At 69.0% G+C, this 22,297-nt stretch carries 20 protein-coding genes and 1 tRNA gene; 7 read left to right on the top strand and 14 right to left on the bottom strand.

Going from position 1 to position 22,297, the window contains the following annotated elements; all coding sequences use genetic code 11:
* Positions 1 to 80: 80 nt before the first annotated feature.
* Entirely contained in the window at positions 81 to 656 is a 576-nt protein-coding gene (locus tag I004_RS0106280; RefSeq protein ID WP_028434779.1) for a CGNR zinc finger domain-containing protein, read from the bottom strand.
* Positions 657 to 760: 104 nt separating this feature from the next.
* On the opposite strand from I004_RS0106280, the gene I004_RS0106275 reads away from it, so the two are divergent.
* A complete protein-coding gene (locus tag I004_RS0106275; RefSeq protein WP_028434778.1) occupies positions 761 to 1,933 on the top strand; it encodes an epoxide hydrolase in 1,173 nt (390 codons plus the stop codon).
* Between the two features lie 86 nt (positions 1,934 to 2,019).
* On the opposite strand, the gene I004_RS0106270 is transcribed toward I004_RS0106275, so the two are convergent.
* From I004_RS0106270 to I004_RS0106250, 5 genes are all read right to left on the bottom strand, one after another.
* Positions 2,020 to 2,298, bottom strand: coding sequence for a hypothetical protein (locus tag I004_RS0106270; protein ID WP_028434777.1), 279 nt, complete (start codon positions 2,296 to 2,298; stop codon positions 2,020 to 2,022).
* A 358-nt stretch (positions 2,299 to 2,656) separates the two neighbouring features.
* Positions 2,657 to 2,728: transfer RNA gene (locus tag I004_RS0106265), tRNA-Cys, on the bottom strand.
* Between the two features lie 56 nt (positions 2,729 to 2,784).
* Positions 2,785 to 3,720: a sulfite exporter TauE/SafE family protein gene (locus I004_RS0106260; RefSeq protein WP_028434776.1), complete on the bottom strand. Its 936-nt coding sequence runs from the start codon at positions 3,718 to 3,720 to the stop codon at positions 2,785 to 2,787.
* A 135-nt stretch (positions 3,721 to 3,855) separates the two neighbouring features.
* Positions 3,856 to 4,314: an RrF2 family transcriptional regulator gene (locus tag I004_RS0106255; RefSeq protein WP_028434775.1), complete on the bottom strand. Its 459-nt coding sequence runs from the start codon at positions 4,312 to 4,314 to the stop codon at positions 3,856 to 3,858.
* Between the two features lie 138 nt (positions 4,315 to 4,452).
* The gene (locus I004_RS0106250) at positions 4,453 to 5,259 is read right to left on the bottom strand and encodes a thioesterase family protein (RefSeq protein WP_028434774.1); all 807 of its coding nucleotides are present in this window, start codon (positions 5,257 to 5,259) and stop codon (positions 4,453 to 4,455) included.
* Between the two features lie 194 nt (positions 5,260 to 5,453).
* Here I004_RS0106250 and I004_RS0106245 point away from each other — a divergent pair, with 194 nt between their 5' ends.
* The 3 genes from I004_RS0106245 to I004_RS0106235 all read left to right on the top strand — a co-directional run bounded on the left by I004_RS0106245 (position 5,454) and on the right by I004_RS0106235 (position 9,219).
* On the top strand, positions 5,454 to 6,140 hold the full coding sequence (locus tag I004_RS0106245; protein ID WP_037975084.1) for a TetR/AcrR family transcriptional regulator: 687 nt from the start codon (positions 5,454 to 5,456) through the stop codon (positions 6,138 to 6,140).
* Between the two features lie 276 nt (positions 6,141 to 6,416).
* Positions 6,417 to 7,793 (top strand): MFS transporter, encoded by a 1,377-nt coding sequence (locus I004_RS32530; protein ID WP_037975082.1) that lies wholly within the window; start codon positions 6,417 to 6,419, stop codon positions 7,791 to 7,793.
* Between the two features lie 187 nt (positions 7,794 to 7,980).
* Positions 7,981 to 9,219, top strand: coding sequence for an acyl-CoA dehydrogenase family protein (locus tag I004_RS0106235; RefSeq protein ID WP_028434772.1), 1,239 nt, complete (start codon positions 7,981 to 7,983; stop codon positions 9,217 to 9,219).
* A gap of 301 nt (positions 9,220 to 9,520) precedes the next feature.
* Here I004_RS0106235 and I004_RS32525 read toward each other — a convergent pair whose 3' ends face one another.
* Positions 9,521 to 9,967 (bottom strand): PaaI family thioesterase, encoded by a 447-nt coding sequence (locus tag I004_RS32525; RefSeq protein ID WP_078510870.1) that lies wholly within the window; start codon positions 9,965 to 9,967, stop codon positions 9,521 to 9,523.
* Between the two features lie 504 nt (positions 9,968 to 10,471).
* Between I004_RS32525 and I004_RS0106225 the strand changes: the two genes are divergently transcribed.
* The gene (locus I004_RS0106225; protein ID WP_486579768.1) at positions 10,472 to 12,109 is read left to right on the top strand and encodes a benzoate-CoA ligase family protein; all 1,638 of its coding nucleotides are present in this window, start codon (positions 10,472 to 10,474) and stop codon (positions 12,107 to 12,109) included.
* 123 nt (positions 12,110 to 12,232) lie between these two features.
* Here I004_RS0106225 and I004_RS32520 read toward each other — a convergent pair whose 3' ends face one another.
* Entirely contained in the window at positions 12,233 to 13,129 is an 897-nt protein-coding gene (locus tag I004_RS32520) for a cytochrome c biogenesis protein CcdA (protein ID WP_051344746.1), read from the bottom strand.
* Between the two features lie 15 nt (positions 13,130 to 13,144).
* Positions 13,145 to 13,771: a redoxin family protein gene (locus I004_RS0106215; protein ID WP_028434770.1), complete on the bottom strand. Its 627-nt coding sequence runs from the start codon at positions 13,769 to 13,771 to the stop codon at positions 13,145 to 13,147.
* A gap of 289 nt (positions 13,772 to 14,060) precedes the next feature.
* On the opposite strand from I004_RS0106215, the gene I004_RS32515 reads away from it, so the two are divergent.
* Entirely contained in the window at positions 14,061 to 14,429 is a 369-nt protein-coding gene (locus I004_RS32515; protein WP_051344744.1) for a hypothetical protein, read from the top strand.
* Between the two features lie 119 nt (positions 14,430 to 14,548).
* On the top strand, positions 14,549 to 15,697 hold the full coding sequence (locus I004_RS0106205; protein WP_028434769.1) for a CapA family protein: 1,149 nt from the start codon (positions 14,549 to 14,551) through the stop codon (positions 15,695 to 15,697).
* 48 nt (positions 15,698 to 15,745) lie between these two features.
* Here I004_RS0106205 and dgoD read toward each other — a convergent pair whose 3' ends face one another.
* From dgoD to I004_RS0106180, 5 genes are all read right to left on the bottom strand, one after another.
* The gene (gene dgoD, locus I004_RS0106200; protein WP_028434768.1) at positions 15,746 to 16,894 is read right to left on the bottom strand and encodes a galactonate dehydratase; all 1,149 of its coding nucleotides are present in this window, start codon (positions 16,892 to 16,894) and stop codon (positions 15,746 to 15,748) included.
* A gap of 58 nt (positions 16,895 to 16,952) precedes the next feature.
* The gene (locus I004_RS0106195) at positions 16,953 to 17,870 is read right to left on the bottom strand and encodes a carbohydrate ABC transporter permease (RefSeq protein WP_078510869.1); all 918 of its coding nucleotides are present in this window, start codon (positions 17,868 to 17,870) and stop codon (positions 16,953 to 16,955) included.
* Entirely contained in the window at positions 17,867 to 18,838 is a 972-nt protein-coding gene (locus I004_RS0106190) for a carbohydrate ABC transporter permease (protein WP_037975080.1), read from the bottom strand. The genes I004_RS0106195 and I004_RS0106190 overlap by 4 nt, the downstream gene beginning before the upstream one ends.
* Positions 18,838 to 20,163, bottom strand: a complete 1,326-nt coding sequence (locus I004_RS0106185) for an extracellular solute-binding protein (protein ID WP_028434765.1) — start codon at positions 20,161 to 20,163, stop codon at positions 18,838 to 18,840. Before I004_RS0106185 ends, I004_RS0106190 begins: the two co-directional genes overlap by 1 nt.
* A gap of 85 nt (positions 20,164 to 20,248) precedes the next feature.
* The gene (locus I004_RS0106180) at positions 20,249 to 22,267 is read right to left on the bottom strand and encodes a beta-galactosidase (protein WP_037975078.1); all 2,019 of its coding nucleotides are present in this window, start codon (positions 22,265 to 22,267) and stop codon (positions 20,249 to 20,251) included.
* Positions 22,268 to 22,297: the final 30 nt, after the last annotated feature.

Genomic DNA, 22,297 nt, shown 5'->3' with positions numbered 1-22,297 from the left:
GTGCGCAGTGGTGGAGAACGTGGCGATGTCCCTGAACGGAGACATGGAAACGGCGGCGCTCGGATGTCCTGAGGCAACGATCACTTCGGCGATCTGGGGGTTTTGGCCTTATTGGCATTGAAGCGCGCCTTCTTCTGACGGTTCCCGCACGTGTTCATGTCGCACCATTTGCGGGTGCGACTTTGGCTGGTGTCGAAGAAGGCGGCTTGGCAGGTCGGTGATGCGCACAAGGCCAGTTTTCCGTCCCGTTCGCCCGCGATGATGCTGATCGCGTCGGCGGCGATCACGCTGAGGGCATCTTCAACGCAGGAAGCCGAGCTGAGCCGCCATCGACGATTGCCCTCGGGCGTCAGGATCGCCGCGGCCCGCCCCTGAGCGCTGCACTCATTGATGACTTGGACAGCAGATACAGGGAGAGCGTCCTGGACCGCGGCCGCTGTCGCGGCGGCGTGAATCGACTCCCTCAGTTCCCGAGCGAGGTCGAGCTGGGCAGTGGTGCAGGAGTCCACGGCGAGACCGTTCACTGACAGCCAGTCGACGAGTCGCTGCGGCGTGGGAATGCGCTCCACGGCGTCGCCATGACGCTCCGACAGAGTCCCCGTGAAGCTGGTCGCCAGCACGCTGCCGAGGCGGAAGTCAGGGAGCCCAGCATGCATGGAACCACCTTAGCAGGTTCCACTCTGACAGGAAGGCGTGGTAGAACCGCCTTAGCCGGTTCGCGATAGGTCGTAGCCGGTTCCACGACCGGCCAGGAGGCCTCATGCCCCGTCCAACCAGCGAAGTGCAAGCGTTTGAAGCCCACGCAACTGACGCCGACCTCGACGATCTGCGCGCGCGACTGGCCGCGGCGCGACTGCCGGAGGCCGAGACGGTGCATCGCGCCGCGCCCGACCCCCGCCGATGGGAACAGGGGGTTCCTCTCGCCGACCTCGTCGATGTCGTGGACCACTGGCGCACCGGGTACGACTGGCGGTCGTTCGAAGAGCGCGTCAACCGCATCGGCCAGTTCCGCACGACCATTGATGATCTGGGAATCCACTTCCTGCACCGCCGATCCGCGCGCGCAGATGCCACTCCTCTGATCTTGACGCACGGCTGGCCGGACAGCGTCGTTCGGTTCATCGACGTAGTGGACGAGCTGGCAGATCCGAACGATGGAGACGCGCCGGCGTTCCACGTCGTGGTCCCGTCGCTGCCGGGCTTTGGTTACAGCGACAAGCCGGCCACCACCGGGTGGGGAACCGAGAAGATCGCCGCCGCATGGGTGGAACTCATGGGAAGGCTGGGCTACAGCGAATTCGCAGCCCACGGCGGCGACTGGGGAGGGAATATCACCACGGTTCTCGGCGGCAGGTTCCCGGCGCACGTTCTCGGCATCCACACCACGTTCGCGGAGGGACCGCCCGGGTTGCCGACGGACGGATTGACGGCGGTCGAGCGCAAGTGGACCGAGGAAACCCGCGACTTCTGGCGTCACCGCGCGGCGTACGCGAAGCAGCAGGCGACACGACCGCAGACCATCGGCTACTCGCTCGTCGACTCACCGGTCGGGCTTCTGGCCTGGATCCTCGACAAGTTCGCCGAGTGGACCGATACCGAAGACAGCCCGTTCGAGACGATCTCCAGAGACAGAGTTCTTGACGATGTGACCCTGTATTGGCTGACGCGGACCGGCGCATCGGCGGCCCGCATTTACTACGAAAGCCACAACTCGCTGGACCCCGAACTTCGGGTCGACGTCCCGTCAGCAATCACCATGTATCCCCGCGACGTCGAGAAGTGCCCGCGCCCCTGGGCGCAGGAGCGGTACCGGCAGATCGTCCGATGGAGGTCGCCCGAATTCGGGGGACACTTCCCGTCGCTGGAGGTTCCCGAGTATTTCGTCAAAGATCTGCGAGAGGGCCTCGCGGCAGTGCTGGCCGCCAATCGATGAACGCGGCCCGGCGACCCGGTTTCGGGAGCTGAAGGTTGTTCTCAGTCCCCGAAGACCTGAACGCGTGGATGACGTTGCTGAATTTCCTAGGGCGCGGGGGTCAGTGTTGTCGGGGTCACCACGATTGTGTCCCCGCCGACCGCGCTGCCGCTTGAGCTGTCGTTGTCGATGATCCCGACGCCGCAGGACGATCCGTTGTTGCTCGCATCAGTATGGCCGGAGCCATCGGGGGACCCAGCGCTGTTGGTGCCGTTCTCCTGCGTACAGGTCACGCCGGTGTTCTGGGCGGTGGCGAGGCCGACACAAAGGACGCTCAGACCTCCGACCATGGTGGCCGCAAGGGCTGCCATGCCAAGCTTGCGCATTTGCTTCTCCGATTCCTTGAGATCTCGGCCGCGATCCGAGAAAGTCGCGCGCTCGTTCCGAGACTATTTGCGGAAATCGAGACGGACGTCCTGCAACACGCGGCGCGGGCCGGTGGTGAAAAGGAGCGGAGCTCCCGGGAGGAGCCCGTCATTGCGGAGTGCAGAGGCGAACGACTTTCCGTCTTCTGATCAGCCGGGCCAGGCTCGTGGCGGCCCACGAATTCCGTGGTCCGCGCCTTGTACCCTGGGGCGCGCTTGCCATTGCGGCAGTGGCTGCCGAGGTGCGATCGCTGTTCTTCAGGTGAGGATCAGAAAGTCACAGTCAGCCGGTGTTCCGATGTCCTGAGACATCACAGGGAGACCGTGGCGGGATTCGAACCCACGTAACTCGCTTTGCAGGCGAGCCCCTGAACCACTCGGGCACACGGTCGGGTCTGTGACGCCCGGGCCGGGGGGCGGGTCGTCCCCCCGGCGCCAGGCTGCGGGTCACGCCGAGGGCGCGCTCTCCTTCACGTCCGTATCGGTGGCTGCCGCCGCCTCCTCTTCCCGCTCGCGTGCGGCGTTGCGGCGGTGTTCACGCACCGAGTACGCGAGTGCCGCGGCCCAGACCGCGTAGAGCACCACGTAGACGGCCGTGCTCACGGCGCCGCTGGCACCGGCCCAGTCGCTGCCCAGCAGCGTCTTGGTGTTGGTGATCACGATGATGCCGCCGACGGCGGACCCGAGGATGCGGGGCGGAACGTGCCGCACCAGCCATGCCGCGAGCGGTGCGGCTATCACGCCGCCCACCAGAAGGGCCCCGGCCCATGTCCAGTTGACGCCTTCGGAGCCGAGCCCCGCCAGGAAGCCGATGCTCGCGGCGACGGTGACGAGGAACTCGCTGGTGTCGATGGAGCCGATGACCTTGCGCGGCTCCAGACGCCCGCTGGCGAGGATGGCCGGGGTGCCGACCGGGCCCCAGCCGCCTCCGCCGGTGGCGTCGACGAATCCGGCGACGAGTCCCAGCGGGGAGAGGAAACGCTTGCGCAGCGGCTTGCCCAGATTCCGGGACGAGAAGCCGACGAAGGTGAAGCGCCCGAGCAGGTAGACGCCCAGGGCGAGCAGGATGAGTGACATCACGGGCTCGGCGACGGCGGTGGAGAGTTTGGAGAGCACCGTCGCACCGGCGAACGCGCCGATCGCGCCAGGCACACCGATCTTCGCCACGACCCGCCAGTCGACGTTGCCGAAGCGCCAGTGCGAGGCGCCGGAGGCGAGTGTCGTGCCTATCTCGGCCAGGTGCACCGTGGCCGACGCGGCCGCCGGGTTGGTGCCCACGGCGAGCAGCAGGGTCGTCGACGTGACGCCATAGGCCATTCCCAGGCTGCCGTCGACGAGTTGGGCGCCCAGGCCCGCCAGCGCCAACAAGATGAGCGTGCGCATGCTGCCCCGATCTGGATCCCTAGTATTCCTACCGCTTTGATAGGGAAATCTGCCCGACGGCGACAGAACGGGTCAAGGGCGTCTCGTCACGTGGACACGATCAGGGATCGTCCACGGTCAGGAGGTCGCGCACGATCAGGGGTTGGTCCACGACTCGGGCTCCTCCGCGAGCTCGTACACACGCTCGGGAAGGTCAGAGCGTGCGACGTCGGCGAGCGTGACCTGGCCGAGGATCGCGCGCACGTTGGCACGTACGGCGATCCACAGCGGCAGCAGCGACTCGGCCGGCCCCGTGTAGGAGAGCGCCGGCGGACGCTCACCGCGCACGGACACCAGCGGCCCGTCCACCACGCGGATCACGTCGGCGATGGTGATCGTCTCGGCGGGCGCCCCCAGGTAGTAGCCGCCCTGGCCGCCGCGGCGGCTGACCACGAGCCCGCCCCTGCGCATGTCGTTGAGGATGCCCTCGAGGAACTTGCGAGGGACGCCCTGGGCCTCCGCGATCGCCTCGGCCTTGACGGGGCATTCGTCGCCCGCGGCCGCCAGTTCCAGCGCGGCACGTACCGCATAGTCCGCTCTCGCCGAGATCCGCATACACGTATTGTCGGGCACCAGGGGCCCCGTGCCGCCACGTGGATGCCCCGGCGGGCCTGCGATGAGGCAAACACACCACACCTGTCGGCGGTGTGAGCCTCGAACTGCCTCCGGAGCGGCTGTGACGGGGGAGTGGGCTCAGCGCCGGGGAGCGACGAACAGGCTCTGCACTCCGCGGCCGATCGGCCCCTGCTCGTCGTGGATGGCGGACTCGCTCATGCCGACGCCGGCGGAGTCGATGCTCGTACGGGCGTCGATGCAGACCCATTCCCCGGTCGGGTGGCGGTGCAGATGCACGGTCAAGTCGGGGTTGACGAAGAGGTGTTGGGAGAAGTCCAGCACGTTGCTCACGCCGTTGCCGGAGTCCGCTGCCACCAGTACGCGGTCAAGCGGCGCCACCTTCTCCCCCTCGACCAGCGGAACTCTCATCCGCAGCCAGCAGGCCGCGGGTCCGCGTGCGAGGAACGAGCCCTGTGCGAACCGGGATTCCATGGCTGTGTGGTAGCCGACGTCCCACGGAACGGGGAAGAAGGGCTCGGTCTCCGCAGTGCCGGGGGCGGGGATCTCCGGCCCCGGCGTCTCCTGGGGCACCGAGCCGGGCTCCGTGCGGATGCGCAGCGCCCGCGCCCGCATGACCTCCTGGCCGCCCTCCGGGGTGAGCGAGGCCTCGACCAGTTCCACGCTGCGTCCCTCGCGCAGCACATTCGTCGTCACCGTCAGCGGTTTCAGGGGCACGGGACTGGTGATCTCGAACGTGATGCGGGCCAGCCGCATGTCCTCGCGGGCGCCCGGACGTGTCTGCACAGCCCGGCCCAGGAGCGCGGCGGGCGGACCGGCGTGCTGGCTGTCGGCGGACCAGGGGCCGCGGGTGTTCTCGGTCGGCACATACCGGTCGTCAGCCACCCGCTCGAAGAAGGCCTCGGCGCAACTGGTCTTTTCTGTCACGGCTGTCCTCCTGCCCGGCGGCTGGTCCGGCAAGAAGGCTACTGGCAGGTAGTCCGCGGTGTCACGGTCAGGTGGACCGCAGTCCAGCGGAAGGGGAAGGGCAGGTCAGCCCGGGGCCGTGCCGGTCCTTGCCGGTCGGAGGCGATGCGGCAGACGAAGTTGGAGGTGAAGCCAAGTTCATGTATAAGTTGACCATGGCATCTATCGCGTCCGACGACTGGGAAGGTTCGCCGCTGCCGTCCATGGTGAACCCGGCCCTGCTGCGCGACACGCCCGCCACCGAGCGCGGCGCCCGCCGGCGCTCGGATCTCGTGGCCGCTGCGCGCAAGGTCTTCGAGCGCTCGGGGTATCTGGATGCCCGCCTCACGGACATCACCAAAGAGGCGAAGTGCTCGACGGGCTCGTTCTACACCTACTTCAAGAACAAGGAAGAGGTCTTCGCGGCGGTCCTCGAGGTCGCCCAGCAGGACATGCTGCACCCGGGCATGGACCGCGTACCGGACAGCGGCGACCCCTATGCCGTCCTCGAGGCGAGCAACAGGGCCTATCTGGAGGCCTACCGGCGCAACGCCAAGCTGATGGCCCTGCTTGAGCAGGTCGCCAACGTGGACCCGACGTTCAGGGAACTGCGGCGGCGCCGGGGTGAGGCGTTCATCCACCGCAACGCACGCGGCATCGCCGATCTGCAGAAGCGCGGCTATGCCGATCCGGACCTGGACCCGATGCTGGCCTCGCGTGCCCTGTCGAGCATGGTCAGCCGCGTCGCCTTCAGCCTCTTCGCGCGGTCGGGCAGCGGCCGGGAACCGGTCGACTTCGAGCAGGTCGTCTTCACCGTGACGAGGATCTGGGCCAACGGGCTGCGATTCCCGGGCCACGTCTGAGTCCTCTTCCGCGTCCTCGCCGGTAGTCCTCGTCCGAACTCTCGACAAGGACCGGGCGGTTGAGTTCCGTTCGCGTTTCCTGCCTCCTCCTGCCGTGTCCGTGTGCGTATCAGGACCAGAGGTCTGAGTGCGGACGCCGGATGTCGTCCCAGCGCAGACGGTTCTGTCCAGGTGGTTGACAGCACAACGGCCTTCGCCGAAGCTTCGCCCCACAAGTTGAACTTGACGTCAGCTTACGGGGACCAGTTGCAGTCCACCGCCTCAAAGGAGAGCTCGATGACTGAAACGGCGGAACCGAGCGATGCGGCATCGGCCGCACAGCCCGGCGTCCAACCCAGGGGCCATCGCAAGCTGCTCGCAGCAGGGCTGATAGGCAGCTCGATCGAGTGGTACGACTTCTTCCTCTACGGCACGGCCGCCGCGTTGGTGTTCCCGCACGTCTTCTTCCCGTCCAGCTCGGCGCTCACGGGCACGCTGCTCTCGTTCAGCACCTTCTGGGCGGGCTTCATCGCGAGGCCGCTGGGCGGGATCCTCGCGGGACACTTCGGTGACCGCCACGGCCGCAAGCCCATGGTCGTCGCCTGCCTGCTCGGCATGGGCGTGGCGACCTTCCTGATCGGCTGTCTCCCCTCGGCCGACAGTATCGGGGTGCTCGCGCCGATACTCCTGGTGACCCTGCGCTTCATCCAGGGTCTGGCGTGCGGAGGGCAGTGGGGCGGCATCGTGCTGCTGCTGACGGAATCGACGAACCCGAAACGCAGGGGATTCGCGGGCACGTTCGGGCAGATGGGCGTGCCGTTCGGAGTCATCCTCGGCAACGTGGCCTTCCTGGCGTCGACCGCGGTCATGTCGGAGTCGGCGTTCATGAGCTGGGGTTGGAGGATTCCGTTCTTCTTCTCCGCGCTGCTCTTCCCGGTGGTGCTGTACATCCAGACGAAGGTCGAGGACAGCCCGGAGTTCCGCGCGCTCCAGGAGGCGTCCAAGAGCAAGCAGCAGAAGGTGGCACGGGCTCCGCTCAGCGAGGCCATCCGCAACGACTGGCGCAAGATCCTGCTCGCCTGCGGGACACTCGCCGCGACCAACTGCCTCTTCTACATCAGCATCGCGGGCGTCCTCAGCTACGCGACCGAGGAACTGAAGATGAGCCACGAGTCGTTGCTCTCGGTCTCGCTGCTCACCTCCCTGATCGGAGCCGCCGCGATCCTCTGGTCGGGCGCCGTCTCCGACCGAATAGGCCGCCGCCCGATGATCCTCATCGGCTCGGCCATGCTGATCGTGTGGGCCTTCCCGTACTTCTGGCTCGTCGACACCAGGAGCCTGCTGCTGTTCTTCGTCGCGCTGGCCGTCGGCAGCATCTTCCAGTCGATGACCTACGGGCCGGTCGCCGCCTACATCGGAGAGATGTTCGCGCCGAAGGTGCGGTTCTCAGGTGCGTCGCTGTCCTACCAGCTCGCGGCCATCACGGTCAGCGGTGCGACTCCGCTCGTCATGACCGCGCTCATCGCCGAGACGGGTTCGACGACGCTGGTGTCGGTCTTCGTGGCGCTCATGGGTCTGATCACCTTCTGCTGCACCTGGGCCCTGCGGGAGTCCAATCCCCCGGAGGTGCGCAACGACCCGGACGCGGTGCCGGGCGAGTTGCTGCACGCCTGACCGCTTTCGTGGCCTGCCCGGGACGTCACGACGACGCCCCGGGCAGGCCGTGGCCGTCATCCGGCATCCATGACCGACCGACCCGCCGCCGGCGGGCAGGAGTTCCCCCATGACTGTGTCCCCGCCGTCCCCGCCGTCCCCGCCGTCCCGCCCGTCGCCCTCGTCCGTCCCCGCGTCGCCGTTCGAGATGTCCGCCCGGACGCTGTCGTACCGCGACGAGCTGCTCGCCTTCATGGACGCGCACGTCTACCCGGCCGAGCCGGTGTACGAGCGGCAGATGCACGAGTCGGGCGACCCGCACTTCCACCCGCCGGTCCTCGAGGACCTCAAGGCCGAGGCCCGGCGGCGCGGCCTGTGGAACCTCTTCCATCCGCATCCGGAGTGGGGCCCGGGGCTGACGAACCTCGAGTACGCGCCGCTGGCGGAGATCATGGGGCGCAGCCGCATCGCCGCCGAGGCCTGCAACTGCAATGCGCCCGACACCGGGAACATGGAAGTGCTGACGCTCTTCGGCACCGAGGAGCACCACGAGAAGTACCTGAGGCCGCTCCTCGAGGGCACCATGGCCTCCGCCTTCGCGATGACCGAGCCCGAGGTGGCCAGTTCGGACGCCACGAACATCGAACTGCGCATGGAGCGCGACGGGGGCGGCTATCTGCTGAACGGCCGCAAGTGGTTCGCGTCGAACGCGATGCGCCCCGACTGCCGGGTGCTGATCGTGATGGGCAAGACCGATCCTGCCGGGCCCGTGCACCGTCAGCAGTCGATGATGGTCGTCCCGATCGACGCCCCCGGCGTGACGGTGGTGCGCAACCTCCCCGTCTTCGGCTACGACGACCGCGAGGGCCACGCCGAGATCACCTTCGACGATGTGCGGGTGCCGGAGCGGGACGTCCTCAAGGGCGAGGGTGAAGGCTTCGTCATCAGCCAGGCCCGCCTAGGGCCGGGGCGCATCCACCACTGCATGCGCACCATCGGCGCCGCGGAGCGCGCCCTTGAGCTGATGTGCGTGCGTGCACGCTCCCGCTCGACCTTCGGGCAGCCCGTGAGTGAACGCTCCAACGTGCAGGACTGGATCGCGGAGGCACGCATCGAGATCGAGATGACCCGCCTCCTGACGCTCAAGGCGGCGCATCTGATGGACACCGTCGGCAACAAGGAGGCCCGTACGGAGATCGCCGCCATCAAGGTCGCGGCCCCGAACATGGCCCTGAAGGTCATCGACCGCGCCATCCAGGTGCACGGCGGCGGTGGTGTCACCGGGGACTTCCCGCTGGCTTCGATGTACGCGCACATAAGGACCCTGCGCCTGGCCGACGGGCCGGACGAGGTGCACAAGCGCGCCATCGCCCGGCGCGAACTGCACAAGTACGACTCCGAGTCCGGCGTGGCGTCGTCCAACGGCACGCGGGTCGCGGTGAGTTGAGGGCGACCGGACGGGCGGCGGGGACCCGCGGGGGAGGAGCGGGCCGGGTCCGTCGCACTCTCCGGCGGCAGTGAGCGTGTTCCTGTTCAGTCGCATCGCAGCAGCGTGGCCGCGGAACACTTCGGCGCTCGTCGACGTGACGGCCCGTGGCTACGGGGGAGGGGCGAGAAGGACCCGAACCCCCACGCGGGGTGCCAACTTCCACGCGTGGGACCAAAACCCCCACGCGTGGGACCAGAACTTCAGCCCGGGAAAGCGAACTCCCGCAAGGGGCGGCCGACTTCCGCTTCCGCATCCGGCCTCAGGTGCCCTCGGCCGGCTGCTCCCGCGCCTCTTCCTTGGCCCCGTCCTTCTGCGAACCGCCGCCGTCCGAGGGCAGGTTGGTCAGGCGCACCTCGCCGCGGGCGATGTCGCGGCCCGTGTTGTCCGTGATGGTGACGAGCCAGAGCTGCTGGGTGCGGCCGCGGTGGATCGGGGTCGCTGTGGCCGTGACCGTGCCGGAGCCGATGGCCCGCAGGAAGTTGGTGTGGTTCGAGACACCCACGACGTTGCCCCGGTCGGCGTACCAGATCGCCGCGCCGACGCTGGCGGCCGTCTCGACCATCGAGCAGTACACGCCGCCGTGGACGATGCCGTAGGCCTGCAGGAGTTCGGGCGTGATCTCGCAGGTGACGACGACCTTGTCGGCCGACAGCTCGGGGAACTCCATGCCGACGGTCTTCTCGAAGCCCGTGCCGAAATCGTTCATTCAGTCTCTCCGTGGTCGAGGGCTTTCCAGTGGCGGACCCGCGTCAGGCCGCCAGGCGCCGTGTGTTCGTGGACGAGCGCGGGTGCCTCAGCTCGGCGCCGCTCCCGGGGCAGCGTTGGCAGGGCGGACCCGCGTGGGGGTGGGGGAAGGCGGTTCCGTCTCCCGTACCAGTCTGCTGTGGCCGGTGAACGTCTCCGCATCGGCCCCCGTCTTCGACGGCGCGGGCATCGTCGAGGAAGCCTCGCAGGCCCGCTCGGCGGCGTCGAGGTCCCAGGTCGGACGGGCTGCGTCGCGCCCCCGCTCACCCCTCCTCCCTCAGCGCTCGGGCCGGTCGGCTCCGGCCCTCTGGAGTCCTGGCCCGCGCCCCGTCCCGCTCCGCCTCCGTGTGGGGAGCAAGTACGCGCCGCGAAGCCGTTGGCGTGCCCATTCATTCCACACTGCTATTGACGATCGTCCAGAACATGTAGAGCATGACGCCACTGTTCCAGGCGAAGGGGAGACCCGATGACCGCCCACGGCGTGACTCCGCCCGTCACTCCCGCCACGCGCGCCGTCACCGACATGTTCAACGCCTCCGACTACCTTCTCCAGTCCGCCGTCGATCCCGGAACGGCCGGGCGTACGGCCGTCACCGGCCCGGCCGGAGAGCTGACGTATGCGGAACTCGCCGAACTCGTCAGCCACATCGCCGCGGGGCTGCGGGCGTGGGGCGTGCGCGCCGAGGAGCGGGTCATGCTGCTGATGGCCGACGGCCCCGAGACGGCCGCCGCGATCCTGGCGGCCATGCGGCTCGGAGCCGTCCCCGTTCCGGTCTCGACGATGCTGACCGGGCCGGAGCTCGCGGAACTCCTCGGGGATTCGCGGGCGAAGGTGCTGCTGGTGAGCGAAGAATTCACCGCCGCCGCGGAATCCGCCGTCGCACGCGTGCCGGGGATCCGGTACGTGGCCGTCACAGGCGATGTCGAGGGCGCGGAACCGGCCGTCCCCGCCGGGGTGCGGCTGCGCCCCTTCTCCGAACTCGTCGAGGAAGGCAGGCGGCGCGGCGGCGAGCTCCAGGACCCGTACATCACCTCCGAGGACTCCGCCGCCCTGTGGCTCTACACCTCCGGAACCACCGGCAAGCCCAAGGGTGCGATGCACAGGCACGCCAACATCCGGCATGTGGTGGAGAGTTACGCGCGGCAGGTGCTGGGCATCACCTCCGCCGACCGGTGTCTGTCCGTGGCCAAGCTCTTCTTCGCCTACGGCATCGGCAATTCGCTCTTCTTCCCGCTGGCCGCCGGGGCCGAGACCGTACTCGACCCGCAGCGGCCCACACCGCAGTCAGTCGCCGAGCGGCTCACCGAGTACCGGCCCACGCTCTTCTTCGCCGTGCCCACCTTCTACGCGGCGATGCTGCGCTCCGACGTGCCGCGCGAGGCGTTCGACTCCGTACGGCTGGCGATCTCGGCGGGAGAGGTGCTGCCCGCCGACCTGTGCCGCAGGTTCGCCGACCGGTTCGGCGTCGAGATCCTCGACGGGATCGGCTCCACCGAGGCGCTGCACATCTTCCTCTCCAACCGCCCCGGCCTCTCCCGCCCCGGCACCACGGGAACCGCCGTGGACGGCTACGAACTGCGCGTCGTCGACGGCGAGGGCAGGGACTGCGCAGCGGGCGAGCCGGGGTCGCTGCTGGTCAAGGGCGAATCGATCGCGACCGGCTACTGGTGCAGGACGAGCGTCACGCGGCAGGTCTTCCAGGGCGAATGGCTGCACACCGGCGACACCTATGTCGTCGACGACGACGGTTACTACACCTGTCTCGGACGGACCGGCGAGATGCTCAAGGCCGGCGGCATCTGGGTCGCCCCGTCCGAGGTGGAGGCACGGCTGCTCCAGCACCCGGCGGTCTCCATGGCGGCAGTGGTGGGCCTGCCCGACGCGGACGGCATCGACAAACCCGTGGCATGCACCGTGCTCGCGGACGGCGCACAGGCCGGACCGGAGGAGCTGATCGAGTTCTGCCGCGACGGACTCGCCGCCTTCAAGCGCCCCCGCGAAGTGATCGTCGTGGACGAACTCCCCACCACCGCCAGCGGAAAGCTGCGCCGTCACGCGGTCCGCGAGCTCGCCGCGGCGCGGCTGGGGCATGCCACGGAGTGAGGCGCGCGAGTTCATCCCGGCACCGGTCGGTCCCGCACTCCGGGCGTCGCACGCAGCGCCGGGGCCGTACCAACGCCGGCCAGGGACCTACCCGGCGTCCCGCCGGGTAGGTCCCTGCTGTTCTCAGCCGGCGACGCTTTCCCGCTCGTCGCCGCTCCCGCGCGGAGCCTCCGAGGCCGAACGACGACCTCGGCCCCTCACCCGCACCACCGCCACGATCACCAGCACCGCGAACGCGCCCGCCACGACGGGGATTCCCGTCCACTCGAGGCCCGCCGCGATCGTCCGCTGCATCGTGCCCGCGGTCTCGATGACCGGGTCGCTCGTCGCACCGCCGCTCAGGGACCGGATCTCGTACCAGCCGTAGTACGCCGTGTAGGCGCCGACGAGTACGAGCAGCCCCCCGCCCACGCGGGAGGCGACGGCGCCCATGCGCCGCAGACGGCCCAGGGCCGAGGTGCGCGCCAGGGCCACGGCCACCGCGGCCGTACCGACGACCGCGCCCATTCCGGCCGCGTACGCCCCGAAGAGCAGCAGGCCCCCCGCCGTCGAACCGCTTTGGAACGCGGAGACGACGGTCGCGAGGAACGGCGCGATCGTGCAGCCGAGGGAGGCGACGGCGTACGCGCCGCCGAAGAGCGCCATCGACGGCACGGAGCGGGTGACGCCGGGCGCGCGGCGGACCTTGGGCAGCAGCGTGGGCAGCTCACGCCCGGCCAGCAGCCACACGCCGACGCCCGCGAGGAGCAGCCCGAACACCACTGTGAACCACGGCAGATGCTGCTGCACCTGGCCCGCGACGGGAGCGACGACCAGGCCGAACAGCCCGAAGACCGCCGCGAATCCGAGAGTCATCGCGGCGGTCGCCGTGAGGGCCCGCCCCAAGGCAGCGCCCCGCGACGGCGAGTCCTCGCCCAGCACCAGCAGGGACAGATACGCGGGCAGCAGCGCGAAGCCGCACGGGTTCACCGCCGCGAGCATGCCCGCGGTCAGTGCCAGAGCGAGGGGCAGGTCGTCCATGGGCCTTCCGCCCGGTCAGCCGGCGAGCCCGGCCACCTGCTGGGTCAGCTGGTCAGGCGTCGTCGCGGCATCCTGCTCGACCGTCTTGCCGTTCTTGTCGAGCATGACGAACGAACTCTGCTGCGTGATCCCGAACTTCTTCCAGACGGCGCCCTTCTGGTCGTTGAGATGCGGGAAGTTGCCGACCTTCTGCGTCTTCACGAAGCCCTTGATGGGTTCGGTCTTGTCGAGCCCGGCCACGCCGATGAAGTTGACCTTGCCCTTGTACTTGTCTGCGAGCTTCGCCGTCTGCGCCGCCTGCCCCTGGCACGTCCCGCACCACGGCGCCCAGAACCACAGCACGGAAGGCTTGTCCGCGAGCGACGCGCCCTTGAAGGCCTTCCCGTCGAGCGTCCGGCTCGTGAACTGCAACGTCGCGGGGGTGGCCTTCCCGTTCGGATCCTTCTCGCCCGGGGCGACACCTTCCGGGGCGTCCTTGTCCGGTGCCTTCTTCTCGTCGTCGGCCTTCTGATCGTCCGCCGCGGCCTTGTCGGCGGGCTTCGAGGAAGCCGAGCCGCCGTCGTCCATGCCGCATCCGGCCAAGGACAGTGAACTCGCCACGAGCAGGGCAGTGAGGGCTACACGGGTACGACCGGCACGCATCATCTGAATCCTCTGGTGATGGATCGGGCTCGTCACGCTAGGACGTGGCGTGCGGCGGCAGTCGGTCTTTAGCGGCAGCTGACTAATCCGCAGGCAGGTGTGGCAATCCGGTTGTGCTCACGTCCCCGCCCTGCCGCGCAGTCACGTGAGTGCGTCCACTCCATCGCGTGACGGCCCGGCCCGGCGCGGGCGGGTCTCCCGGGGCACCGCGGCTCCGGGGGAGCACGATGCGCGGACCGTGGGCTCCGCGTGCGCCCCGGAGGAGCACGGGCCACGGAGGACACGGACGATGGACACCCACTGGCATGCCTTCAGCTACACCGGCCACGCGAGACCGAGCGACGGCGAGGCCCGCGACCCTCAGTCCCCGACGCCGCCGGTCGAGCTCAACATGTGGTTCCGCAAGCCGCGTTCGATGATGGACGGGACGTTCACCGAGGCCCCGGACGCGGCGGAATGGCTGGAGGAGGAACTGACGGAGTCCCCGCCGCCGGACACCGCGCTCCCGGTCCCGCGGCACATGGAGCCGGCCCGTGAGGCGCTCCGCCGCGGAGCGGACGCGTACGTCGGCTACTACACGGCTCATGACCGCTTCCTCGTGAGGGCGGTTCTCGCCTGCCCCCGCCGGGGAGTGCCGTGCCCGTCCCCTCCGCGGTAGACCGCGCTCCTGTTGCCCCATGCCGCGCGGCGGGCCGGGATCTCCGTGTTGCCGACCACGGGGGAGGCCACAGTGACCAGCTCGCGGCCCGGCCCGTCCCGGCATGACATATTGCGGCGATGAGCGGCGAATCGGTCACTTTGTCCCTGTGTGGCGACGTCATGCCCGGCCGCGGCGTCGATCAGATCCTCCCGCATCCGGGCGCCCCGGAGCTGCGTGAGGGATTCATGCGGGACGCGCGGGCCTACGTCGAGCTGGCGGAGACGGTGAGCGGCAGCATCCCCGCCCCCGTCGCCTTTTCCTGGCCCTGGGGAGACGTCCTTGACGTGCTGGACGAGGCCGAACCCGACGTCCGCGTGATCAACCTCGAGGCCAGCGTGACCCGGCACGGCGACTTCGACCCCCACAAGGGCATCCACTACCGGATGAACCCCGCCAACATCGGCTGCCTGACCGTCGCACGGCCCGATGTGTGCGTGCTGGCGAACAACCACGTGCTGGACTTCGGACGGTCCGGCCTCGCAGAGACGCTGAACTCGCTTGCCGGTGCGGGCCTGCGCACCGCGGGCGCGGGCAGGGACGCGGACGCGGCGCGCGATCCCGCCGTTGTGCCGCTCGACGGTGGAAGGCGACGCGTGCTCGTCCTCTCGATGGGGACGCCGTCCAGCGGCATCCCCCTGGACTGGGAGGCACGACCGGGCCGCCCGGGCGTGAACCTCCTGGACCGGCCCACCAGGGACGCGGCCGCCCTGATCTCGCGCCGCCTGCTGAAGTCGAGACGTCCGGGCGACGTGGTCGTCGCCTCCGTCCACTGGGGCTCCAACTGGGGCTACGGAGTGCCCCGCAACCAGAGGGCCTTCGCACACGCACTCATCGACGGCGGCGGCGTGGACGTCGTCCACGGGCACTCCTCGCACCACCCGCGGCCGATCGAGGTCTACCGGGGCAAGCTCGTCCTCTACGGTTGCGGCGACCTCATCGACGACTACGAGGGCGTCGAAGGCCACGAGGAGTACCGCGACGACCTGCGGCTGCTCTATCTGGCGTCGATCGACGCGGACACGGGTGGACTGACGGCCCTGCGCATGGCTCCGTTCCAGGCACGGCGCATGCGGCTCTCCCGTGCCGCGTCGAAGGACTCCGAGTGGCTGCGTGGCGTCCTCGACCGCGTGAGCGGGGAGTTCGGGGTGCGGGTGGAGCACGGTCACGACGGGATGCTGGAGCTGAGGACGGCCGCAGCGGAATCCGGCCCCGCGGGTGACGCTTAGCGACGGGGCCGTCGAGTGCCGCACAGGTCGGCCCTCAGCGACCGCATGTCACCACTCGGCGAACGCCCCGTCCCCGTACCGCCAGAGCGGGTTGTGCCAGCTCTCCGTGGTGCCGTCCGCGTCCCGTACCGCCTGCTCGTCGATCTCGACGCCCAGGCCCGGCCCCGTAGGCCGCAGCAGATGGCCGTCCTCGAAGCGGAAGACGGACCGGTCGGCGACGTAGTCGAGCAGCTCGGCACCCTTGTTGTAGTGGATGCCGATGGACTGCTCCTGGATGAGGAAGTTCGGTGTGCAGAAGGCGAGTTGGAGGGAGGCAGCAAGAGCCAGCGGTCCCAGCGGGCAGTGCGGTGCGACCGCCACGTCGAAGGTCTCGGCGAGCGACGCGATGCGACGGCACTCCGAGATGCCGCCGGCGTGGGACAGGTCCGGCTGGAGCACGGCGATCCCCGCCCGCAGCGCCGGCAGCACGTCCGTGCGGGAGAAGAGGCGTTCACCGGTGGCGACGGGCAGCGCCGTGGAGTCGGTCACCTGCCCGAGCAGATGCGTGTACTCGGGCAGCACGGGTTCCTCGACGAACATGGGCGCGTACGGTTCGAGCACGCCGACCGTCCTGACCGCGCCGGCCGTCGAGAAGCGGCCGTGGAAGTCGATCGCGAAGTCCCGCTCGGGGCCGAGGACTTCACGCGCTGCTTCCGCCCGCGCCGCCACCTCGTTCAGCTCCGAGACGGTGGGCAGCCGGCTCATCCTCCCCGAGGCGTTCATCTTCACCGCGGTGAAACCCGCCTCGACCTGGGCGGCCACCTGGTCCCGCACGGCGGCCGGTTCGTCCCCGCCCACCCAGCAGTAGGCGCGGGCACGCTCCCGTACCGGGCCGCCCAGCATCCGGTGCACGGGAGCGCCGAGCGCCTTGCCCGCGATGTCCCACAGGGCCTGGTCGATGCCGGCGACCGCGCTGGAGAGGACCGGGCCGCCACGGTAGAAGGAGCCCTTCGTCATGACCTGCCACAGGTCCTCGATGCGCGAGGCGTCCGCGCCGATGAGGAACTGGTCGGCGAGTTCGTGGACGGCGGTGCGTACGGTCTCGGCCCGGCCCTCCACCACGGGCTCGCCCCAGCCGACGAGGCCGTCGTCGGTCTCGATACGGCAGAAGAGCCAGCGCGGCGGGACGGCGAAGGTTTCGACTCGGGTGATCTTCAAGTGGTGCTCCAAAACGGTGTGTTCGGGGGCGCCCCGCTGTCCGGGGCGCCCCGGCAGGTCACCCCTTGAGGCTTCCCTCGGTCAGGCCGGTCCTCCAGAAGCGCTGGAGCACCAGCATCGCGACGGCGAGCGGGATGACGGACAGGAAAGCGCCTCCGACCGTGTACTGGAGGAGTTCGGGGATCCTGTCCTGCGAGGTCTGCCACGTGGTCAGACCCAGCGTGATCGGGTACATGCGGTCGTCGGACAGCATGACCAGGGGCAGGAAGTAGTTGTTCCAGATGCCCACGAACTGGAAGAGGAAGACGGTCACCAGTGCCGGCGACATGATGCGCAGCGCCAGCCCGAAGAAGATGCGGCCCTCGTTCGCTCCGTCCACCCGCGCGGCCTCCAGCAGCGTGTCGTCGACGGCTGATTCGGCGAAGATCCGGCACAGGTAGACACCGAAGGGACTCACGACGCTGGGGATCAGCACCGCCCAGTACGTGTCGGTGAGCCCTACCTTGTTGAACAGCAGGTAGAGCGGCAGCGCCAGCGCGGTGTGCGGCAGCAGCACACCCGCGAGTACGGTCTTGAACACCGCTTCCCTCCCCCGGAAGCGGTACTTGGCGAGAGCGAAGCCCGCCGCGGCCGCCAGGAGAGTGGCCAGCAGAGCGCCGACTCCCGCGTACAACAGCGTGTTGGCCACCCAGTACAGGTAGACGTTGTCGTCGTAGGTGAGAACCTTGCCGATGTTCTCCAGCAGACGCGGGCTGTCGAACCACAGTCCGTTGCTGCCGTAGATCTTGTCGGTGGTCTTGGTGGCGGCGATGATCAGCCAGTAGACGGGCAGCAGGAAGTAGACGGACGCGGCTGCCAGTGAGGCGACGAGCAGGATGCGGCCGGGCCTCGGCACCCGACGAGGGCCCGGTGGCGTGCTGCGTACGGGCGGGACCGGAGGCGTCACGGTGGCTTCGGGGGTGGTCGTGGCACTCACCGCTGCCTCCTTTGCTTGCGGGTGACCAGGCTGAGGAATCCGAAGGACAGGGCGCAGGCCACGATGGCGAGGATGACCGCCTTGGCGGCCGCGAGATGGATGTTGGCGTTCGCGAAGGCGTCGTTGTAAGCGTTGAGGTTCGGCGTGAAGGTGCTGGTCACCGCCGGAGTCAGTACCTTGAGCACGAGCGGTTCGGCGAACAGCTGCATGGTGCCGATGATGGAGAAGACGCAGGTGAGGACGAGTGCCGGGCGTACCAGCGGAATCTTGATCCGAAGCGCCGTCTGCCACGGTCCCGCTCCATCGATCTTCGCCGCCTCGTACAACTCCTGTGGGATCGACTTCAGTTGGGCGACGATGATCAGCATGTTGTAGCCCGCGAACTCCCAGACCACGATGTTCGCGATCGACCACAGCACGTTGTCGTAGCCGAGGAAGTCGGGCGCGGCACTGCCGAGCACCTCGGTGATCGGGCTGATCCCCGGCACGTACAGAAAGCCCCACAGGATGGTGGCGATGACGCCGGGAATGCCGTACGGCAGGAAGTACGAGGCGCGCAGCAGACCCGCCCAGCGGTTGGAGAGCTGGTCGAGCATCAGAGCCAGGGTGAGTGCGAGAACCAGCATCACCGGCACCTGTACGACGCCGAAGAGCAGGACCCGGCCGAAACTGTCGACGAAATCGGCCTGTTGGAGGGCGAGGGCGTAGTTCTCCAGACCGGCGAAACCGACGCCGGGCTTGCCGAGGCCGAGTGGCCCGCTGCGCTCCACCGTCAGAAGGCTCTGGTAGATCGCGTAGCCGATCGGCAGGACGAGGGCGAAGAGGAACAGTACGAGGAACGGGCCGAGGAAGTACCACCCGGCGCCATCGGGCCTGGCGGACCGGCGCGCGTTACGTGAGGTGGAGCCGGGTGCGCCGGACGGGCCCGGTGAGCGGGTCTCGACCGGCGAGTTGGCAGTGGCGGCCATCATGCACTCCTCACCTTGAGGCCCTTGGCCTTGAAGTCGTCGATGAACCGGCCTTGAATGTCGCCCAGGGCCTCCACGAGGGTGCCGTTTCCGGCGGCCACCCGCCCCATGGCGTCCTTGATGTGCTCGAAGGACTGACTGGTGGTCGGCGCCCACTTCCACGAGGTGTCCACGTTGCCGTCGGACTCCTGGAAGACCTCGTTGTAGCGCTGGTCGCCGAAGAACGGATCGGGCTTGCCGAGCGCGGAGTCGCCGAGGTCGATACGGGCCGCCGGCCAGCCGTAGCCCGCCTCGACGAGCAGGTCGATGCTCTTGGGGTCGGTGTTGAGCCAGTGCGCGAACTCGATGGCTTCGGCAGGGTGCCGGCTGCCCTGGGGGACCGCGGTGGCGGAACCGCCCTGGTTGGCGGAGGCGTTGTCCCCCCTCTCCCACTGCGGGAGCGTGGTGACCCGCCATTTCCCCTTGGTGCCGGGGGTGTTGCCGCGCAGCAGCGCGTCGCCCCACTGGGGACCGGGCCAGCTGGCCATGCGGCCGGTCTGTGCCGCCCTGTACCAGCCGCTGGTCAAGTCGGGCATCGCGAGAACGAGTTCGTCCCGCAGCAGTCCGTCCCAGAAGTCGGCGACTTCCCGCGACGCCGCCGAGTCGATGTCGACGATCCACGTGTCGCCTTCGGTACGTATCCACCGCGCGCCCCGCTGCCATGAGAAGGCGGCGAACCACAGGGCGCTGTTGGGTGCGAAGCTGCCGATGAGGGAGCCACCCGCGCGCTTCTTGATCTTGATGGCTGCTTCGCGGAACTCGTCCCAGGTGCCGGGGACTTCGGCGTCGCAGCGCTCGAAGATGTCCTTCCGGTAGTAGAAGCCCATCGGGCCGGACGCCTGTGGCATCGCATGGAGCTGCCCGTCGAAGACGCCCTGGCTCCACTGCCAGTCGACGTACTGGTCCTTGAGCTTGTCCACGCCGTACTTGCTCAGGTTCGTCAGGCCGTTGACGAGCATGAACTCAGGAATCGTGTGGTATTCGACCTGAGCCAGGTCCGGCGGGCTGCCGGCCTTCAGCGACGAATGAATCTTCTGGTAGCCGCCGTTGAGGCCGTTCGGCACGATCTGCAGATCGACATAGATGTCGGGATGCGTCTTGTTCCACAGGGCCACGGCCTTCTGCAGCGGCACCCACGTCCAGAAGACCAGCTTGACCTTCTGGCCGTCCCTGTGCGGCGCCTGCTTCGTGAGCCGGGCCGCGCCGGCCTGCTCGCCGCAGGCGGCGAGCAGCGGCGTGGCGGCAGCGGCGGCGCCCCAGGTGAGGACCTTCCTTCGGACCGGCATCTGACCTCCTTGTCAGACGGTCCCCCCAAGGCCGAAGGCCCAGGGGAGTGGGTCCCCCAGGCCCTCCGGCCTGGGGGACAGTCGGCTAGCGCTCCATGACCGCGACGCCGCGCGGCGGAAGCGAAACAGAGGTGACCGCGCCGGAATCCGGGCTCAGACGGTCACGCATCGGCTCCGGGAGTTCCACGACGGACGAGTCGTCGCCGTGGTTGAGCAGGAACAGGAAGCTGTGGTCCGCGTCCTCGCGGACCGTGGCCTGCACGCACTCGGGCAGTCCGGGCAGCACGGGCTCCACGCCCGCAGCCTGCCGCACGTGGTCCACCAGACGCCGCATCGCGGCCTGGCCGAGACGCGTGCCGACGTACCAGGCGGTGCCGCGGCCGTATCCGTGCCGGGTGACGGCGGGACGCCCCGCCAACTCGCCCCCGCCGAAGACCGCCACGGCCTCCGCGCCCTCCAACTCGACCGCCTCGGACCACAGATCACCCTCGGTGCCCCGCTCGTCGACCGGCCCGGCCGGCGCCACACCCTGGACGGGCACGCTCGCGCCCTCCTCCAGCGGCCAGAACTCCTCGACGCGCAGGCCCAGCAACTCCCGCAGCGGCGCCGGATATCCGCCCTGGTGGACACGGTCGCGCTCGTCGACGATGCCCGAGAAGAACGAGACGAGAAGCTGCCCTCCCTCCTCCACGTACTGCGCCAGACGACGGGCGTCCTCCGCACGGAGCAGATACAGGTTCGGGACGACGACGAGTTTGTAGGCGGACAGTTCACTCGCCGGCGGAAGGACCTCGCAGGCCACGCCCGCCTCGAAGAGCGGCCGGTGGTGCGCGCGGTTGATCTGCGCCTGGTCGAGGGCGGTCGAGGGATGAGAGTCGAGCTCCAGCGCCCACCAGCTGTTCCAGTCGGTCAGCAGCGCGACGTCCGCGTGCGAGCGTGTGCCCGCGATCTCCGGTACGGAGGCCAACTCGCGCCCCAGCTCGCTCACTTCGCGGTGGATGCGGGTGTCCGTGCCGCCGTGCGGGAGCATCGCGGAGTGGAACTTCTCCGCACCGCCCAGCGACTGCCGCCACTGGAAATACATGATCGCGTCGGCGCCCTGCGCGACTGCTTGCCAGCTCCACAGCCGCATCACACCGGGCGGCTTCGGGCTGTTGCGCGGACGCCAGTTCACCGCGCTGGGCGCCTGCTCCAGCAGCATCCACGGCTGCCCGCCGAGAGCCGAGCGCATGAGGTCGAAGTTGAACGCGGCGCGCAGGTGCTCGTCCGGGTCGTAGGGGTCCTGGTAGAAGTCCAGGGACATCACGTCCTGGTGGTGTGCCCACTCGAAGGCGTCCACCGGCTTGTGGTGCGCCATCAGATTCGTCGTCACCCGTACGTCCGGAGTGAGACGCCGCAGCACGGCCAGCTCGGCGAGATAGCACTGGCGCAGCGCGTCGTCGCTGAAGCGCAAGTAGTCGAGCTGCTGGGAGGGGTTGCCGAACGAGGGTGCGAGGCGCGGCGGCAGCACCTCGTCGAAGGAGTCGTAGCGCTGCGACCAGAAGGCCGTTCCCCAGGCTTCGTTGAGGGCGTCGACGGTGCCGTAGCGGTCGCGCAGCCAGCGGCGGAAGTCGGCGGCGGAGACGTCGCAGTAGCACTGGCGGATGTGGCAGCCGTACTCGTTGCCGACGTGCCACACCTCGAGGGCCGGGTGCTGTGCGTAGCGTCCGGCGACCTGCTCCACCAGGCGTGTGGCGTAGTCGCGGTAGACGGGGCTGGAGGGGCAGTAGTGCTGCCGGCTGCCCGGCCACTTGCGGCGGCCGTCCTCCGTCTCCGGAAGAATCTCGGGGTGCAGCCGACTGAGCCACGGCGGCGGGGACGCGGTCATCGTCGCGAGGCAGACGCGGAGACCGGCCTGCCCGAGGTTGTCCATCACGCGGTCGAACCAGCCGAAGTCGTACTCACCGGGGCGCGGTTCGACCTGCGCCCAGGCGAAGACCCCCGCCGTCACCAAGGTGACTCCGGCCTCCTTCATCAGCCGGGTGTCCTCGGCCCAGACCTCCTCGGGCCATTGCTCGGGGTAGTAGTCGCCGCCGAAGTGGATTCGCCTGTCTGACCTCTTCATGCTGCAGGGCACCTTCGGGTCGTAGGTCGC

The sequence above is a fragment of the Streptomyces sp. TAA486 genome, from assembly GCF_000426165.1.
Note: the sequence above shows the minus strand (reverse complement) of the source record. Positions and strands in the feature narration are given on the sequence as shown.

Excerpts from the sequence above, each read along its gene's own strand:
- I004_RS0106280 (WP_028434779.1), bottom strand. The coding sequence starts at position 656 with ATGCATGCTGGGCTCCCTGACTTCCGCCTCGGCAGCGTGCTGGCGACC.
- I004_RS0106275 (WP_028434778.1), top strand. The coding sequence starts at position 761 with ATGCCCCGTCCAACCAGCGAAGTGCAAGCGTTTGAAGCCCACGCAACT.
- I004_RS0106270 (WP_028434777.1), bottom strand. The coding sequence starts at position 2,298 with ATGCGCAAGCTTGGCATGGCAGCCCTTGCGGCCACCATGGTCGGAGGT.
- I004_RS0106260 (WP_028434776.1), bottom strand. The coding sequence starts at position 3,720 with ATGCGCACGCTCATCTTGTTGGCGCTGGCGGGCCTGGGCGCCCAACTC.
- I004_RS0106255 (WP_028434775.1), bottom strand. The coding sequence starts at position 4,314 with ATGCGGATCTCGGCGAGAGCGGACTATGCGGTACGTGCCGCGCTGGAA.
- I004_RS0106245 (WP_037975084.1), top strand. The coding sequence starts at position 5,454 with ATGGCATCTATCGCGTCCGACGACTGGGAAGGTTCGCCGCTGCCGTCC.
- I004_RS32530 (WP_037975082.1), top strand. The coding sequence starts at position 6,417 with ATGACTGAAACGGCGGAACCGAGCGATGCGGCATCGGCCGCACAGCCC.
- I004_RS0106235 (WP_028434772.1), top strand. The coding sequence starts at position 7,981 with ATGTCCGCCCGGACGCTGTCGTACCGCGACGAGCTGCTCGCCTTCATG.
- I004_RS32525 (WP_078510870.1), bottom strand. The coding sequence starts at position 9,967 with ATGAACGATTTCGGCACGGGCTTCGAGAAGACCGTCGGCATGGAGTTC.
- I004_RS0106225 (WP_486579768.1), top strand. The coding sequence starts at position 10,472 with ATGACCGCCCACGGCGTGACTCCGCCCGTCACTCCCGCCACGCGCGCC.
- I004_RS32520 (WP_051344746.1), bottom strand. The coding sequence starts at position 13,129 with ATGGACGACCTGCCCCTCGCTCTGGCACTGACCGCGGGCATGCTCGCG.
- I004_RS0106215 (WP_028434770.1), bottom strand. The coding sequence starts at position 13,771 with ATGCGTGCCGGTCGTACCCGTGTAGCCCTCACTGCCCTGCTCGTGGCG.
- I004_RS32515 (WP_051344744.1), top strand. The coding sequence starts at position 14,061 with ATGGACACCCACTGGCATGCCTTCAGCTACACCGGCCACGCGAGACCG.
- I004_RS0106205 (WP_028434769.1), top strand. The coding sequence starts at position 14,549 with ATGAGCGGCGAATCGGTCACTTTGTCCCTGTGTGGCGACGTCATGCCC.
- I004_RS0106190 (WP_037975080.1), bottom strand. The coding sequence starts at position 18,838 with ATGGCCGCCACTGCCAACTCGCCGGTCGAGACCCGCTCACCGGGCCCG.
- I004_RS0106185 (WP_028434765.1), bottom strand. The coding sequence starts at position 20,163 with ATGCCGGTCCGAAGGAAGGTCCTCACCTGGGGCGCCGCCGCTGCCGCC.
- I004_RS0106180 (WP_037975078.1), bottom strand. The coding sequence starts at position 22,267 with ATGAAGAGGTCAGACAGGCGAATCCACTTCGGCGGCGACTACTACCCC.